The sequence below is a fragment of the Bacillus sp. NPDC057893 genome, from assembly GCF_042796455.1.
Lineage (GTDB): Bacteria > Bacillota > Bacilli > Bacillales > Bacillaceae_G > Bacillus_A.
Genome location: NZ_JBHVNG010000007.1, coordinates 169,469 through 185,653 on the forward strand (window position 1 = coordinate 169,469; position 16,185 = coordinate 185,653).

Below are 16,185 nucleotides of genomic sequence, written 5' to 3' on the forward strand. Positions count from 1 at the left end.
AACCGTTCTTCTGAAAATTTTACACCTTTTCTATATTTGCACCTGAGTAATAATAGAAAAGGACAACCATACATGGCTGTCCTACATTATAAATACTTCTTCACTTTAATGAGAATGCCCACCGGTATTCCCTTTTGTTGGTTTCCCCATCATCTCTTTATTCATTTCCCATTTATGCTTAGATAGCTCTTTATACGAAAGAACTTTCCCCTTATAGTTAGATACAAAGCTCTCTGCATCTTTTTTATTTTTAAATGAAATGACATTATAAGCCATTGGTGTCGTTATTGTTTTATCATATACGTAAGTGGCATCTTCTAACGAAATCCAATCTTTCGAATCATAATCTCGAACAAATTTTTCTTTCGTCTTTTCACCTGAATTAATCTCCATCCATTTATACATACAACCAATATCATCAAACTTTAACGCTTTTCCATTTTCTAAAATGATTTCTGTTGCAAATTGATTATCCGTTACCCCAATTTGGCAAATATCACACTTATCATGTTTCTCATCAATTGCCACAGCTGTTGTTTCCTTTTTCCCACATCCCACTATCGTAAATAAGAAACATAAGCATATAGCAAGTGCGACATATTTTATCCTCATCAATATTCCTCCCTAAAAACCGTACTCCACAAGGAGAATATCAAAAACTTGTGTGGGATTTGTGAAAAAACAATGTGCTTTTTGTAATATAGGAAACAAAAAAGATGTGTAGCTATTTCTACACATCTCTCATCATTCACAGCCTGTAATTAATAAATCATCTTCTAACTTAACTAATAATGTATCTGTATTAATTTTCTGCCCAACTTCTACATTTACTAATCTTATATTTCCACTGATACCGACCGCGACTTTTTCAAGCTCACCGTTATTTTTTCGGATCATCATTAATTTTTCCCACTCATATACGTAAGAAGATTCATTAACAAAAATCTCTTCTATTTTCCCCTCATAAGAACTATAAACTTCTTCTATTCTCGTTTCCATTCAAAATCTACTCCCTACTTCGCACTTCACTATTTTCACCTTATTCTATCATTCTTGTTAGAAGTAAATTATATTTTTAAAAATTCAAAATTACCTTCGTGAACAATATGACCAAAATAAAAATTATGCTTCTAATGGTTTTATTTTTCAAATTATTTACCATTTGAATAGATGCTTTTATGATAAACAAAAAACCTTATTCTGAATTTTTATTTTATTTTGAAAGCGTAATCATTTTTTTGAGGGGGAGATCAAATGTTAGCTCTACTTGGGTTTGCAATGGTATGTGTCTTTATGTTTTTAATTATGACGAAACGTATGTCAGCATTAGTAGCATTAATATTAATTCCAATTACTTTCGCATTAATTGGCGGCTTTTATGCAGACATGGGTCCTATGATGTTAGAGGGCATTCAAAAATTAGCACCTACCGGTATTATGCTTATGTTTGCCATTTTATATTTTGGAATTATGATTGATAGCGGTTTATTCGATCCTGTCATTAGTAAAATATTAAAATTTGTAAAAGGGGATCCTTTAAAAATTGTTGTCGGTACAGCTATTCTTACTATTATCGTTTCATTAGATGGGGACGGAACAACAACGTATATGATTACTGTTTCCGCAATGTACCCATTGTATAAACGTCTCGGAATGAATCCACTTATATTAGCTGGGGTTGTTATGTTAGGGGCAGGTGTGACAAATCTTACACCTTGGGGTGGACCAACTGCTCGAGTTATGAGTGCACTTGGACTAGATGCATCAGAGCTCTTTACACCACTTATACCAGGAATGATTGCTGGTGCAATTTGGGTAGTTTTCGTTGCCTACTATCTTGGAAAAAAAGAAAGAAAACGTTTAGGCATTATGGATGTACAATATTTAAAACAAATGCAAACAATGGATGAGCAAGCTGCAACAGTAGAAGCTGCCGTGCATAAACGCCCTAAACTTCTATGGATTAACTTTTTATTGACCGCTACATTACTTGTCTGTCTCATACTAGAAGTTATGCCTTTACCTGTTCTCTTTACAGTCGCTTTCGCTATTGCTGTTATGATTAACTATCCAAACTTAGAGCAACAAAAAGAACGTATTGCCTCTCATGCAGGAAACGTATTGGCAGTTGTTTCTCTCGTATTTGCTGCTGGAATTTTCACTGGCATTTTATCTGGAACAAAAATGGTAGATGCGATGGCTCAAAGTGTAGTAACTCTTATACCAGATGCTCTTGGACCACAATTGCCAATCATTACAGCTCTTCTTAGTATGCCGTTCACATTTTTCATGTCCAATGATGCATTTTACTTCGGGGTATTACCTATTTTAACGAAAGCTGCTGCCACTTACGGAATTAGTGCAGCTGAAATGGGACGTGCTTCCCTGCTCGGTCAACCCGTTCACTTATTAAGTCCACTCGTTGCTTCCACTTATTTATTAGTCGGAATGGCAAAAGTTGATTTTGGTGAACACCAACGCTTTACTTTATTGTGGGCTGTTGGAACGACAATGGTTATGTTGATTACTGGAATTTTAATTGGAATTATTCCAATATAAGACGCGAAAAACAGTAGAGAAAATGCAATCCTCTACTGTTTTTTGTTATGAAGAACCAAGAAAATACCTTCTCTCCGGTCTCCCTACACTTCCATATATAAGCTCTGCATGTACTTTCTTTCCAGATATTAAATACTCTAAATAGCGCCTCGCTGTTGATCGACTTACCCCAACCATTGAGCTTAACACTTCTGCGGTAATTCCTTCTTCATTAACTGTTAACATGTGCTTTTTTATTTTTGCTAAAGTTAAAGGATCTATCCCTTTCGGGGCATATTCTATTTGATTTCCCTTCACGCCCCTTTGAGACCATAAATATTCAATTTGTTCTGTAGATAATTGATTATTTTTCTTTAACTGCACAATCTTTTTTTGGTAACTTTCCAAACTCGCTTTAAATCGGTCAAACATAAGTGGCTTTACGATATAATCTGTTACTCCGCCTCGTAAAGCATGTCGTACTACATCTGTTTCCGACGCAGCTGTAATCATAATAATGTCTGTATCATGTAAATGATGCCTAATATATGTGACAAGTTCCGTTCCTTGCATATCAGGTAAGTATACATCTAATAAAACGAGCTGTGGCTTCACAAATTCTAGCCATTCTTTCGCCTGTTCCCCAGTCGTTGCTGTTCCAATTACTTTAAACCCCTCAATTTTTTCAGTAAAACGACGATGAATTTCCGCAATCCGAATATCATCTTCTACAATCAATACTTCAATCCCCTCAGTCATTACAATTCGCCTCTCTCTTTCGGTAATGCAATGATAAATAACGCACCACCTAAATCCCCTTTTTCGATTGCAATACTTCCATTTAAATCTTCCACTAGCTCTTTCACTTTTGCTAATCCATATCCACGTTTTCCTCCCTCTTTCGTCGAAAAACCTTTATAGAATATGCTAGTAATTATTTCATCGTGAATTCCGTGTCCTGAATCTTCCACTTCAATTAATATTTCTTCTCCAATATCCGTTACAAACATTCTAACTCTCTTGTCATACTCTTGATTTTTTTCAATTGCTTCAAATGCATTCGTAATTAAATTTCCCAGTATAGAAACAACATAATTACTATCAATATGCGGACTTAACTTTTCTAAACTACTTTCTCGATCTAACACAAAATCAATCTTCAATTCTCGTGCCCTATTATAGAATCCTATTAAAATTCCACCTAGCCACGGATTTTGAATTCGCTTCATAATAAATTGAACAAAATCTTGATATACCGCCGTTTCCTTATGAATAAGTTCTAAGGCATCTTCATATGACTCTAACTGAATAAGACCTGAAAGCGTATACAATAAATTGTTATATTCATGTGTTTGTGCCCGTAACGCCTCTGTATATTGCTTCGTCTGAGACAATTCTGCTGTTAACTGATCCATTTCAGATTTCAAACGTAAACTAGATACGACGCCAGTTACTCTATTATTTACTTTAATAGGTAGACGATTAGCAATAACAGCCTGCCCTTTTATATTTAATTGACGATCAAACTGTTCTTCACCAGTTTGAAGTACATCCAGTATGGATGAATTAGGAATTATATTTAAAATAAATGATCCAATGATATTTTTTTGTTTGTCTAGCGAAAGAATATCGTAGGCTGCTTGATTGACTAAACTAATCATGCCCTTTTTATCAATTACGATAATCCCTTCTCGTACAGATTGAATCACTGTACTATGCTCTTCATATAAAGATGAAATTTCTTCTGGTTCCATTCCAAACATCATTCTTTTTATACTTCCCGCTAAATATATAGAGCCGATTATCCCAATTAACAGACCTATTACTGTGATCCAAAACACACGCTTCCCATACACTTCTACCGCTTCATGAATATCATCCATTGAAAATCCAACAGATACTACGCCAATAATTTCATTATCCTGATTACGGATTGGAACTTTTCCGCGTAACGACGGTCCTAATGATCCCGTTGCTTTCGAAACGTATGATTTCCCTTCTAATAGAACTCCTTGGTTATCTCCACCAACCATTGCTTCTCCTATTTTATCTTTCTTAGGATGTGCATAACGAATCCCTTCTTTATTTCCAACCACAATAAAATCAGCATCTGTATCAATTCGAATTTTTTCCGCAATCGGTTGAATAATAGAAGCTGGATTTTCTTTTTGAAAAGCTTCCCCGATTTCTGGTATAGCGGCAACTGTTTTCGCGACATGCAAAGCCCTTTTACCAATTTGCTCTTCTACTGTTTCAGATAATATATAGTAAAATAAATAACTTGTTAGCATAAGCACAACAAGAATAAGTGTACTAATAGTTAATGTAATTCTCGGTTGTAGTTTTAATTTTTTAAATTTCAAAACCATTCCCCTAACATGAATAAAGATAGAATTTAAAGAAAATACAGTTTTTTATCATTGCACTTAATCATAACACGGTTACTACATATTTCTTTATTTTTATCTCCATAAAAAAAAACGAGGTAGAACCACTACCTCGTTTCTTAATTTTGTTATTATACTTTAAACTTACCGATCATCTCTTGCAATTCTTCTGCCATTTGCGATAAATGAACTGCTGCTCCATTGATTTCATCTACTGAAGCTAATTGTTCTTCAGAGGAGCCAGCAATATTTTGAACACTTGCTGCATTTTCTTCAATCGTAGCTGCAATTTCATTAATAGATGCACTTACTTGTTTTGCATCTACCGTCATTTGTTTCGCTACTTCTACCATACTATCAATTTGTACAACTGTATCATTTGTAGATTTCAATATTTCTACAAAGCTTTGCTTCGTTTCATTTGCAACTACAAGTCCTGATTGTACCTCTGTCCCAACTTGATTCATAGAGCTTACAGTTTCTTTTATATCAAATTGTATCTCTTTTACTAGCTTACCAATTTCCGTAGAAGACTGTCCCGATTGTTCTGCTAATTTCCGTACTTCATCTGCTACAATTGCAAAGCCTCTGCCTTGCTCTCCAGCTCTTGCAGCCTCAATTGCAGCATTTAATGCTAATAAGTTTGTCTGCTCTGCAATATGTTGAATCACTTCTAGAATAGCTCCAATTTGTTTCGACTTGTCATCTAATAAAACAATGACTTTATCTGACTTTGAAACAGACTCATGAATTAATTGCATTTGATTCACAGTTTGTTCAACTAACTTCCCACCATCTTCAGCTTTTTTCTTCGTATACATAGAAGCTGTTGATACTAATGAAGAACTATCAGCAACACGCTGAACTCCTTCTGTAACTTCTTCTAATAATGTCGCTCCTTCTTCAACTTCTCTCGTTTGTATTTCAGCCCCACTCGACACTTGCTCTATAGCTTGTGTGATTTGTTCTGTCGCTTCACTTGTCTGCTTCATGCTAGCTGTTAATTCTTCTGAAGATGCTGCTACATGACTTGCTGAAATATTTATATTGGAAATGACATTATGTAATGATGATGCCATCTCATTAAAACTTTCTCCTAACTGCCCAATTTCATCTTTAGAATGAACTGTAATAGATTCTGTTAAATCACCTTCACTAATTTTCCTAGATGATATAACAAGTTGTTTTAACGGTTTAATAATAGAAGCAATTATGAAGTAAATTAAAACCCCACCAATCATTAATGAGATACCAATAACAGTTATTGTTTTATAGAAAATAGGTTCAGCCGCTTGAATAATTTCTTTTGAAGGCATAATCCCTGCTATTTTCCATCCGGTTTGCTTATTTGTTTTAAAAGTGATATTGCGGTCCTCGCCATCTAATGAAAATTGAAAATCACCTGTTTCTTGTTTATACAGTTCCTTTCCAAGTTTCTCTTCTACCTTTTCCCCTGGCTTCAGCGTTGGATGTGCTACCACATTTTTATCCTGATCAAAAATTGCAACATACCCTTCTTTACCGATATTAACCATTTTCGAAGTATTTACAATATCATTTATAATTAAATCAATACCGAGAACGCCACTTTTATCCTCATTTTGTTTTGCTATTGTAACAACAATATTTCCTGTCGTTTTTGATTTATATGGAGCCGTAATAATTACTTCTCCATTTTTTTTCACTGCCTCTTTATACCAATCTCTTTCTGCAGGATTATACCCTTCTGGCATTTGAATTGCCGGTGATTGAATAAATTGCCCATTACTAGATCCAGTATATATTGCTTCCATTTCTGGATGTAATTTATTATATTCTTCTAATTTATTTTGCACGTTTTGAAGCTGATCTGCTTGATAACTCGCTCCAGTGAATAATTTTGTAAAATATGCTGCATCTACTTTCTTACTATCTAATTCTTTATTAATTACATTATTTAAAATCTTCACGTTATCTTTTGCTGATTGCAAAATTGTTTCATTAAAATTTGCCTTCGCCTGCTGATAAGACGTCCAGCCAATTATAATACTTGGTACAATTAAAATAATAATAAATGACACAAGTAACTTTGTTTTTAAACTACTACTCCTTAATTTTCCTTGAAACATATTTCTGCCCCTCCATACCGTTTTACATGCAATAAATTATAATTAATCTATTTATAAAAATTATAAGATATAAATAAGTTGATGAGACTCTCTATTTCTCTTTACTCATCTTTCTAGATTTAAAAGATTATTGCATACATAATTCATTCTATAAAAATTAAATAATTAAAACAATGTATAAAAATGTATATTTTTCGAAATATTATGATTCACAGAAGAACCTCTAGCACATGCTAGAGGTCCTGCCCACCTTACTATTCTTTATCTTTTTCTACTTCTTTTTTCTTATCTTCTACTACAGATACGACAGGTTTATCATTCGATAACTGCTGTACTGCACCTTTTCCAGCAAATCCTTCTAGTAATTCTTTTAAATCAATACCAGAAGAAGCTTTTAGCGTTTCTTGCATCGTTGCCATTAAATCAGTCGCATAACCTGCAACTTTTCCGGCGCCGCTATTCTTTCCACCGCCGCCTGTATCGACAACTGTAATTTTATCAATATTGCTAAGTGGACTTGCAATTTCTTTCGCATAACTCGGAAGCATTTTTAGAACCATATCCATAATCGCGGCTTGCCCATATAATTCAAATGCCTCTGCAATTTTTTGTTTCGCTTCTGCTTCAGCTAAACCTTTTAATCTAATAACATCTGCTTCTGCTGTACCTTGCGCTTTCTGTACTTCTGCTTTCGCTTGACCTTGCGCTTTTTCAATTTCTGCTTTCGCTAACCCTTCTACACGAACTTCTTCTGCACGTGCTCTTGCTTCAGCTTCAATCTTATATTGATCCGCATCTGCTTTTTTCATTTGTTTTACTTTTTCCGCTTCTGCTGATTGTTCGACAGCATAGCGATCTGCATCTGCTTTTTTCTTCACTTCTGCATCATATTGCTTTTCACGACGTGCAATCTCTTTTTCTTCTAATTCAATTTGCTTTTCACGCTCAATGATTTTAACGCGCATTTGCTCTTCTGTAACACCTTGTTGCGCTTTCGCTTGTTGTAATTCATAAGAAAGATCTGCATCTGCGCGAGCTTGTTCTTGGTCCCTCTTATAAGATTGTACTTTTAATTCCTTATGTTTTTCAGCTTCAGCGATTTGTGCATCACGTTGATATTCCGCTTCTTTTGCTTCTTTCTCAGCACGAGCTTTTTCAATTCGTGCCTCTTTTTCACGCTCTGCATTCGCAACTGTTGCATCACGCTTAACCATTGCAATTTGCGGCTGACCAAGTGCATCTAAGTAACCGTTTTTATCCATTATTTCTTTAATTGTAAAGGAAACGATGCGAAGTCCCATCTTCTTCAAATCAGTAGAAGCTACTTCATGCACCTTTTGTGCGAATTGCTCTCTATTACTATAAGCATCTTCTACTGTCATAGAAGATAAAATAGCACGTAGATGCCCTTCTAAAACTTCTTTTGCTTCTACTTTTAACTCTTCCGTTTCTTTTCCTAAATATTGTTCAGCTGCTGTAGAAACTTCTTCAATTGTCGATCCTACTTTAATAATAGAAACACCGTTTACTGTAATTGGTACACCTTGTTTCGTATACGTATCACGTGTTCCAACTTCTAATTTGTAGTTTAATAAGCTAAGAAGTTCTGCTCGTTGCATAATTGGCACAACGAAAGTACCACCACCGCGGATAATCTTAATCTTCTTTCCATCATCAGTGGTAACAACATTCTTTCCACCACCAAGCCAGTTCCCTGTTACAATTAATGCTTCATCTGGACCAACTGTACGATACTTCGTAATGAATACTAAAATGAGTAGAATTAAAATTGCGAGTAAAACTCCACCGATAATTAATGGAATCGTCATGTGAATTCCCCCTTATAATTTTGGTTTCTTTAAAGAATAAGCGATGTTTTGTACAAGCAAAACACCATCTTGAATTCCCTCAATAATGACCTCGGTTCCTTGTGAAATATCTTTTTTCCCAATTGTTTTCGCTGGTATTGCATTACTTCCAAATTTAGAGGAGATTAATACTTCACCAAATCCTTCTGTAGGAATTGTCGTAATGACTTCTCCCTTGCAACCAATGAATTCATCCATACGTTGCACCGTATTTTGTTCTGCTTCTGCAATTGGTTTTAAAATTAATATTTTCATTATGAAAACACCGATGAAAGATATAGCAAATGAACCAGCAAAAATAATAGTACTATTAAAGGAAAATAAATATTCTCCTATATAACTAAGTCCACATAACATGGCGAAGAAACTAAGTAGTAAAGTAACAACGGATACAGATCCGCCCCCAAAACTAAATATTGATTCAAATATATCTCCAAAGAAAATATAAATAACAGTGAGTATAGTAGCAATAATAAATCCATATAAATAAATTGTTTCAAGTGGATAACCAAACAAGACCATTTCTTATCCCCCTTTCTTAAACAATCCCTTTTTTGTTATGTGTATGCCCCACCTCTTTCAAAGATTATCGTTCTTAATTTTCAGTTATTTACCTTTTAAAGAAAAGCCTGTAAGACAGGCCTCTAAAAAAGAACAGGAGAAACCTATTGTGACAGGCTCCTCCTAGAAAATAACCGATATATTATATATCTATATAATATACTATTTTCCACAAAAAGTAAAGTTAAACATACATTGGAAGAGCATTTATTTTACCCCGCATTAATGGGCAGTAAAACTCCCACTTCAAAATTCGGCGAATGCGAGGAAGTTAGGTGGGAGATAACTGCCCATAAAAGCCCGATTGGTGTGGGCTAATAATCAGTGGGGGATGAACAGAACCCCCGCTGATTAAAGTTTCACTTTACTGATAATGCGTATGTTCCATCGCCATTATCATATTTATATACATACAAGTAATACTTACCTGGTTTTGCATTAAATTTTGCTTCTATACGATTTCCATTAGCTTGACCGTAAGCTACGTAATTTTGCATATCTGATTCATGGTGAAGTACCCATGTCATCCCGATTCCATGCTCATTTAAAACAGAAATATCGATATCTTTCGCTGATGCTACATTAAATGTATAAACATCGGTGTGATCCCCGCCGATAAGGCTACCTTTTATAGTAGTGTTCAGCCCGATACGATTTGCTTCCTCTGGACGATTATTTGGTTCAGATTCTGTTAAACTTCCATCTTTAATCGTAACAGTTGTCTCGCTTCTACTCTCTTTTCCTTTATCATCTTTTACTCTTAACGCTACTTTATAAGTTCCTTCTCTTTCATATGCATGTACTGGATTAACTTCTGTACTTGTTCTTCCGTCTCCAAACTCCCATGAATAAGAAACGATTTTTCCATCTTCGTCGTTTGAGCCATCACTTTTGAATTGAATTCCTTCTTTTACAAGCCCATTATAAGGACCGTTTATATTAACTGTCGGAGCTTTATTTTCTCCGTCATCTTTTGCGATACCATGAAAGACTACATCATATTCAAATTGATTGGAACTATTCACACGGTAATTGACGAAATATGCTGTAACCGTTTTGTAGCCGCTCCATTCTTTTTGCGCCAATTGTTCTAAAGCTTCATTTACTCTTTTACTCATTGCGTTCCAGTCTTCTGATTCACCTTTTGTTACACTACCTGTAAACGTACCTTCTAATGTAAATGTATTAAAGAATTGAGACTCATGTTTTGTCATTTTTGTATCTTTCATAGACAACGTCTCACTAATTTCTTTCTTCACTTCTGTTAACGATTTTGGTGCATGTTCAGTTAAATAATCATCTGCTACTTCCGGCACATTATACTTATCTTGATTATCAATTAACTGCTGCATATAAGCTTGGTACTCTTTATTTAACTTCGGATCTTTACTTAAAGTTTCACGATATGTATCATAATTTTTCACGTCATTCGCACGAATTAAATCTTGAATTTTATCAAACGTTTCAAATTGATGAGTATATAAGTACGACTGCAATGCAAACGAGTAGTTATAGAAATCCCAAGAACCATATTTAGCAAATAGTGTACGCTCTGCCGTATAACGGCTTGCAGGATCAGATGATAACCCACTAATTATGCTCTTTCTCGGTACAACGTTATTCGTACGAGTAGATCCTGCGAAAAATTCTGCATTCCCTTCTTGGAACCAAGTTAATCTTTCATTTTGATACATATCTCCTCTTCCAAATAAACCGGGAACTTCATATCTCCCTTGAAGATAATGAGTAAACTCATGACGGAATAACTCTTCTAAACTATAAATACTTTGCTCTGGCGTACGCTCATATGTAAAGAATGTACCTGTCTCTTCAATATAAATCCCACCGTTATTCGTCTCATATCCATACAGTTGTCTATTTAATTGATATTCATCTGGAGTATTATAGATTACTATCGTTAATACGTCGTCTGCATTACCTTGTTCTAAAGCTTTGTCATTTCCAATTACGCGGTGATATTGCGCTTTTACTTCCTTTGCAGCCCAATATAATCTCTTAATTTTTTCTTCTGACACTTTATCCCCAGTTTTAAATACAATAGATCCATCGTCGAATGTATACGTTTTTGGTAAGTATTGCTCCTTGCCTTCTTTACGTATCTTCTCTAAATCTACCGTATTCCCGCTATAATCTTTCCCATTATAGTTTGTTGTAATTTGTTCTACCGCAACAAAATAAGGTTCGCTTAAACGTGGATACATATGCATTGCTTGTGTAACAACCTCTAATCCTTTATTTGGATTGCTATGAAACTTCCCTAAACGGCTAGCAAAATAAATTCCATTATTAACGAGCCATTTATTTTCTGGCGTTACTTCATTTAGAAGAGCAATACGATTTATTTCATTAATAAACCCATCTACTTTTCCATACCACATCGTTTCATTCGCTTCTTTACGAGCCTCATTTAAGTAAGACTGTATATCATAATCAATGCCTTGCATCATATCGTACACAGCTTGTCCTTTCATACGATCGTCTACATATGCATTAAAATTATCATTATATTGTTTTAAAATATTCGATGCGTATTGCACCGTTTCAACATCACTTGATGCATTACTAATTAATTTACCGTATGCAGATACGACTGTATCTTGTTCAACTGTACCAAGCTTAAAGTTTGGATTTTTTGCGATTGCTTTTAAAGCAGGTAAACATTTATCCTGGAAGCTTCTCTCATTTAAATCGCTTAATTCGTTATTATAAAATGCAAGATAAAAAGCTGAACGTAACACTTCAGTAAACGTTTGAATTCCTTTTGAATCATCTTTCGTAAATGAATTCCCTCTATGAGCTAATTCATCTATAATGACTTGCATTTTTCCTTTATCTTTATAAAAAGCCTTTGCATCTTCATTAAACTGGAATAAGTCTGTAATTTGGTGCCACTTAATACTGCCTAACGTTTCAACTAATTCTTGATCATTCATTTTGTTTAAATCAGCCATTGAATAGCTTTCTTTAATTTGCTTTACTTCTGAACTTTTCATAATAGATGCTGGTCGCTGTGAAAAATCTCCTACTTTTAAACGCTCTTGAAACGATAATGTTTCCTCAGCTTTAGAAGCGTGTCCGATCTCATCTACTCGTTTTTCAATTCCAACTGGTTTCGAATGCAATACATTATATGGTACCTTTTCTTCCGCTGACACATGAGTTTGAATTGCCCCGAGCGATAAGGCCATTGTACTAATACTAAGCATGACTTTATTGATCTTTGATTTCTTGTTCATATCATTTCCCCCTATGTAAATATTCCATTCAAGAATTTAACATATTATCCAGATGAAATGATATAAAATGCAATATTTCATATTATTTCTTCATACATTTTGAACATATCGTGAACAAATCAACCTTTATCTCCAAACAATAATCTACTTTCTTCCATTTCTAATACACTTAGAAAATGCCCAGCAATATCCTTCTCTCATACAAAAAGACATCATCATATGCATGTTTCTAATGAAACTGCCATGATAATGTCTTCTCAAAAAAGAAAAAATTAATTATATCTAATAATAAGATTAAACGTTATTTACTTCTTAAATAATCTCTTTCTAAATACGAACATACTTAGTGCGGAAAGAACAAGTGTTATTCCAGAAAGTAAAGTCGATGTGCTAGCTTCACCGCCTGTTGATGGTAAATATTTCTTGCCTTCCTCTGGCTTATTAGCATGTTGTTTATTTAAAGTGTCTGCTTTTCTTCCCTCGTTTTCAACAACTTGATTATTCCCTTTTTGCTCTTGATCCAAGCCTGTTGCTGATTCTTTTACTTCTTTAACTTCCTCTTTCGCTTCTTCAACTTCTTTTGTTGGCTCTTTTACTTCTTCTTTTACATCTTCAACTTCTTTTGTTGGTTCTTTTACTTCTTCTTTCGCTTCTTCAACTTCTTTTGTTGGCTCTTTTACTTCCTCTTTTGCTTCTTCAACTTCTTTTGTTGGCTCTTTTACTTCCTCTTTTGCTTCTTCAACTTCTTTTGTCGGCTCTTTTACTTCCTCTTTCGCTTCTTCAACTTCTTTCGTTGGCTCTTTTACTTCTTCTTTTGCTTCTTCAACTTCTTTCGTTGGTTCTTTTACTTCTTCTTTTACTTCTTCAACTTCTTTTGTTGGCTCTTTTACTTCTTCTTTTACCTCTTCAACTTCTTTTGTTGGCTCTTTTACTTCTTCTTTTACCTCTTCAACTTCTTTTGTTGGTTCTTTTACTCCTTCAACTTCTTTCGTTGCTTCTTTTACTTCTTCTTTTGCTTCTTCAACTTCTTTTGTTGCTTCTTTTACTTCTTCTTTTGCTTCTTCAACTTCTTTTGTTGGCTCTTTTACTTCTTCTTTCGGTATTAATTTTTCTACTATATTCTGCATGACGATGCCACTATATAATATGCCCGTCTCATAATGATCTGCATCTAAATCAAATTCATATATTTTTTCTCCTAGAGTACTCCAAATGATTCCCTCATCAGTAAGCGTTCCACCTTCACTCTTTAGCGTAATCTTTTCAATTGGCTCTCCCTCTAAATCATATACAGGAATTGTCACTTCTTTATTTATTTCTGCATCATCCAAAATGACCTTTTGCCTTCTAACATCAATTGTTCCCCACTGACCTAATTGTATTAACGGCCTTACATCACGAATCTCATTTTCAGCTAATTTTAAACTAAGTAAGTCTAACATTGAGCCAAGAACCGTTACATCTTTAATACGATTATCTGTAAGATTTAACCATTGTAAATTTTTCAATGAAGATAACGGTGTTATATCTTCAATTTGATTATGAGATACATTTACATCGTTCAAATGTTTCAAGTTTGAGATGAACTCAATATTTTTCAAGCTTACTCCTTCTAAAGTGAGTTTTTCTAAATTCGTCATGTACTCTAAACCTGTTATATCTGTTATCTCTTTTATCTCTTTTCCTTTTTCTTTAAGTATCTCTAATTTTTTAATCTGTAATAAATCTTCTTTTGTGATAGGAGCGTTTAAATTCTCTCTACCTAAATTCTCTTTATTAATATGTTGTTGTAAAGTTTTATCGGGAATTACATTTTCCTTTTGTTCATTATCCTCTTTTATTGTTTCCTTTATTTCATCTAACCTTTCAACAACATTTTGAATTACTGTTCCATTAAATTTAATACGATTCTCTTCTGGCTTTATATCCAACGTAAATTCGTATGTTTTTTCACCGGTAGTCTCCCATTTAACAGAACCATTATTAACTATTCCATCTTCACTCTTCAATTGAATGGTGTTAATTGGATCTCCTTGTAAATTATAGACGGGTATTTTAACTTCTTTATTTTTTTCTACATTATCTAAAAAGATTTTTTGTCTTTGAATATCGATATACATTCTTTTTCCTAGCTCTTGAACAGGTCTAACATCACGAATTTCATTTGAGCCTAGCTTTAAATTATATAAGCCTGTTAAGTGACTAAGTGGCGTTATATCTGAAATATAGTTTTCTTCTAAATTAAGTGATTGTACAGTAGACAATCTTGATAAAGGTTCGATGTTTTCTAATTCATTTTTAGCAAGATCTAACTCTATTAATTTTTTCATTGATGTAATATGTTCAATATTCGTAAGTCCATTGTTACTTAAAGATAAATTCTTTACATTTTTCAATTGCTCAATCCCAGCAAGGTTATCATTACTAATTTGATTATTTGCTACAGTCAAATCCCTTAAAGATTTCACTGTAAATAATGGTTTAATATCTTTTATATAGTTACTACTTAAATCTAGCGTTTTAATCTTCTTTATTTGACTTAATGGGCTTAAATCTGAAATTTTATTATTTCTCAAATTTAAAAACTCAATATGTTCTAACTCAGCCAAAGGTCTAATATCTTCAAGTTCACCATAGGTTATACTTAATAACTTCAATTGTCTCAATTTCGAGATAAATTGTATATTTTCTAACTTAACTTCTTCCAACCTTAAGCTTTCTAAATTCGTCATATATTCTAGACCGCTTACGTCTTGTATTCCTTTACTTTTAGCTTCAACGACTATTAAGGATTTAACTTTTAATAAATCTTCCTTAGTTATTGGAGTATCTAGATTCTCTCTATTCAAGTTATATTTATTAATATGCCTTTGTAATTGCTTATCTAATATTACATTTCCACTTTCATCTTGTTGATCCACTTTTTCCTCTTTATTTTCCTTTTGTTCTTTTGGAACATTATTTTCTAAATTTAAAGCATTTACTTCAAACTGTACTTGATACTTATTGTCATAAGCCATTGTCGGAATATAAATATGCATTTGCATATTATATCTTTTTCCTAATTCTCCAACTTCAAATTGAATAACTTTCGTCCCATTTTTCTTTTTATCCTCTGATATAACTTTTACATCTTGGAACACACCAGGAGTATGAATATCCTCTGTTTTCAAGTATTGGAAGAAATCACTATCACTTAACGTTGCCGTTACAATTTTCTTTCCATTCTCAATTGTTAACTTAGGATCCTTTATATAAACAGCTGCCATAGATTCTTCATTTGTTTTATCTTTATATGCTTTAATAACAGCATCATAAATACCATTCTCTAAAGTATGCCCAGCCTTATTCGCCTCAATTGCTACTGCCGCTAATGCCGGCGTAGAATATGCTGCAAATGGAATTACCAATGTAGCGGCCACTAACATTGCATTTATACGTTTTCTTTTATTTTTTTTCAACTTTA

The 16,185-nt window shown here is 33.8% G+C and carries 10 protein-coding genes and 1 pseudogene; 1 reads left to right on the plus strand and 10 read right to left on the minus strand.

Annotation, left to right across the window (positions count from 1 at the left end; genetic code table 11):
- Positions 1-105 precede the first annotated feature (105 nt).
- Together ACFVQC_RS24305 and ACFVQC_RS24310 are read right to left on the minus strand one after the other, a co-directional pair.
- Positions 106-612 carry a nitrous oxide reductase accessory protein NosL gene (locus ACFVQC_RS24305; protein ID WP_377890225.1) on the minus strand — a complete coding sequence of 169 codons (507 nt, stop codon included), beginning with the start codon at positions 610-612 and terminating at the stop codon, positions 106-108.
- 132 nt (positions 613-744) lie between these two features.
- The gene (locus ACFVQC_RS24310; protein ID WP_071743842.1) at positions 745-999 is read right to left on the minus strand and encodes a hypothetical protein; all 255 of its coding nucleotides are present in this window, start codon (positions 997-999) and stop codon (positions 745-747) included.
- A gap of 255 nt (positions 1,000-1,254) precedes the next feature.
- Here ACFVQC_RS24310 and ACFVQC_RS24315 point away from each other — a divergent pair, with 255 nt between their 5' ends.
- A complete protein-coding gene (locus ACFVQC_RS24315) occupies positions 1,255-2,559 on the plus strand; it encodes a CitMHS family transporter (protein WP_377890228.1) in 1,305 nt (434 codons plus the stop codon).
- Between the two features lie 45 nt (positions 2,560-2,604).
- Here ACFVQC_RS24315 and ACFVQC_RS24320 read toward each other — a convergent pair whose 3' ends face one another.
- The 8 genes and pseudogenes from ACFVQC_RS24320 to ACFVQC_RS24355 all read right to left on the minus strand — a co-directional run bounded on the left by ACFVQC_RS24320 (position 2,605) and on the right by ACFVQC_RS24355 (position 16,180).
- On the minus strand, positions 2,605-3,297 hold the full coding sequence (locus tag ACFVQC_RS24320) for a response regulator (RefSeq protein WP_377890230.1): 693 nt from the start codon (positions 3,295-3,297) through the stop codon (positions 2,605-2,607).
- On the minus strand, positions 3,297-4,901 hold the full coding sequence (locus ACFVQC_RS24325) for an ATP-binding protein (protein WP_377899463.1): 1,605 nt from the start codon (positions 4,899-4,901) through the stop codon (positions 3,297-3,299). Before ACFVQC_RS24325 ends, ACFVQC_RS24320 begins: the two co-directional genes overlap by 1 nt.
- A gap of 155 nt (positions 4,902-5,056) precedes the next feature.
- Positions 5,057-6,004 (minus strand): methyl-accepting chemotaxis protein, encoded by a 948-nt coding sequence (locus tag ACFVQC_RS24330; protein ID WP_377899469.1) that lies wholly within the window; start codon positions 6,002-6,004, stop codon positions 5,057-5,059.
- Positions 5,999-7,033 (minus strand): annotated as a pseudogene (locus ACFVQC_RS24335) (HAMP domain-containing protein); the annotation flags it as partial. The gene ACFVQC_RS24330 and the pseudogene ACFVQC_RS24335, both read right to left, overlap by 6 nt.
- Positions 7,034-7,287: 254 nt before the next feature.
- On the minus strand, positions 7,288-8,862 hold the full coding sequence (locus ACFVQC_RS24340) for a flotillin lipid rafts scaffold protein FloT (protein ID WP_002204541.1): 1,575 nt from the start codon (positions 8,860-8,862) through the stop codon (positions 7,288-7,290).
- Positions 8,863-8,874: 12 nt separating this feature from the next.
- Positions 8,875-9,423 (minus strand): NfeD family protein, encoded by a 549-nt coding sequence (locus tag ACFVQC_RS24345; RefSeq protein ID WP_002204542.1) that lies wholly within the window; start codon positions 9,421-9,423, stop codon positions 8,875-8,877.
- 398 nt (positions 9,424-9,821) lie between these two features.
- Complete coding sequence (gene colA / locus ACFVQC_RS24350) at positions 9,822-12,719, minus strand: collagenase ColA (RefSeq protein WP_377899464.1); 2,898 nt, start codon at positions 12,717-12,719, stop codon at positions 9,822-9,824.
- A 305-nt stretch (positions 12,720-13,024) separates the two neighbouring features.
- Entirely contained in the window at positions 13,025-16,180 is a 3,156-nt protein-coding gene (locus ACFVQC_RS24355; protein WP_377899465.1) for an NEAT domain-containing protein, read from the minus strand.
- Between the last annotated feature and the right edge of the window lie 5 nt (positions 16,181-16,185).

Coding starts and splice junctions, on each gene's coding strand:
- ACFVQC_RS24305 (WP_377890225.1), bottom strand. CDS start 612: ATGAGGATAAAATATGTCGCACTTGCTATATGCTTATGTTTCTTATTT.
- ACFVQC_RS24310 (WP_071743842.1), bottom strand. CDS start 999: ATGGAAACGAGAATAGAAGAAGTTTATAGTTCTTATGAGGGGAAAATA.
- ACFVQC_RS24315 (WP_377890228.1), top strand. CDS start 1,255: ATGTTAGCTCTACTTGGGTTTGCAATGGTATGTGTCTTTATGTTTTTA.
- ACFVQC_RS24320 (WP_377890230.1), bottom strand. CDS start 3,297: ATGACTGAGGGGATTGAAGTATTGATTGTAGAAGATGATATTCGGATT.
- ACFVQC_RS24330 (WP_377899469.1), bottom strand. CDS start 6,004: ATGGCATCATCATTACATAATGTCATTTCCAATATAAATATTTCAGCA.
- ACFVQC_RS24340 (WP_002204541.1), bottom strand. CDS start 8,862: ATGACGATTCCATTAATTATCGGTGGAGTTTTACTCGCAATTTTAATT.
- ACFVQC_RS24345 (WP_002204542.1), bottom strand. CDS start 9,423: ATGGTCTTGTTTGGTTATCCACTTGAAACAATTTATTTATATGGATTT.
- colA (WP_377899464.1), bottom strand. CDS start 12,719: ATGAACAAGAAATCAAAGATCAATAAAGTCATGCTTAGTATTAGTACA.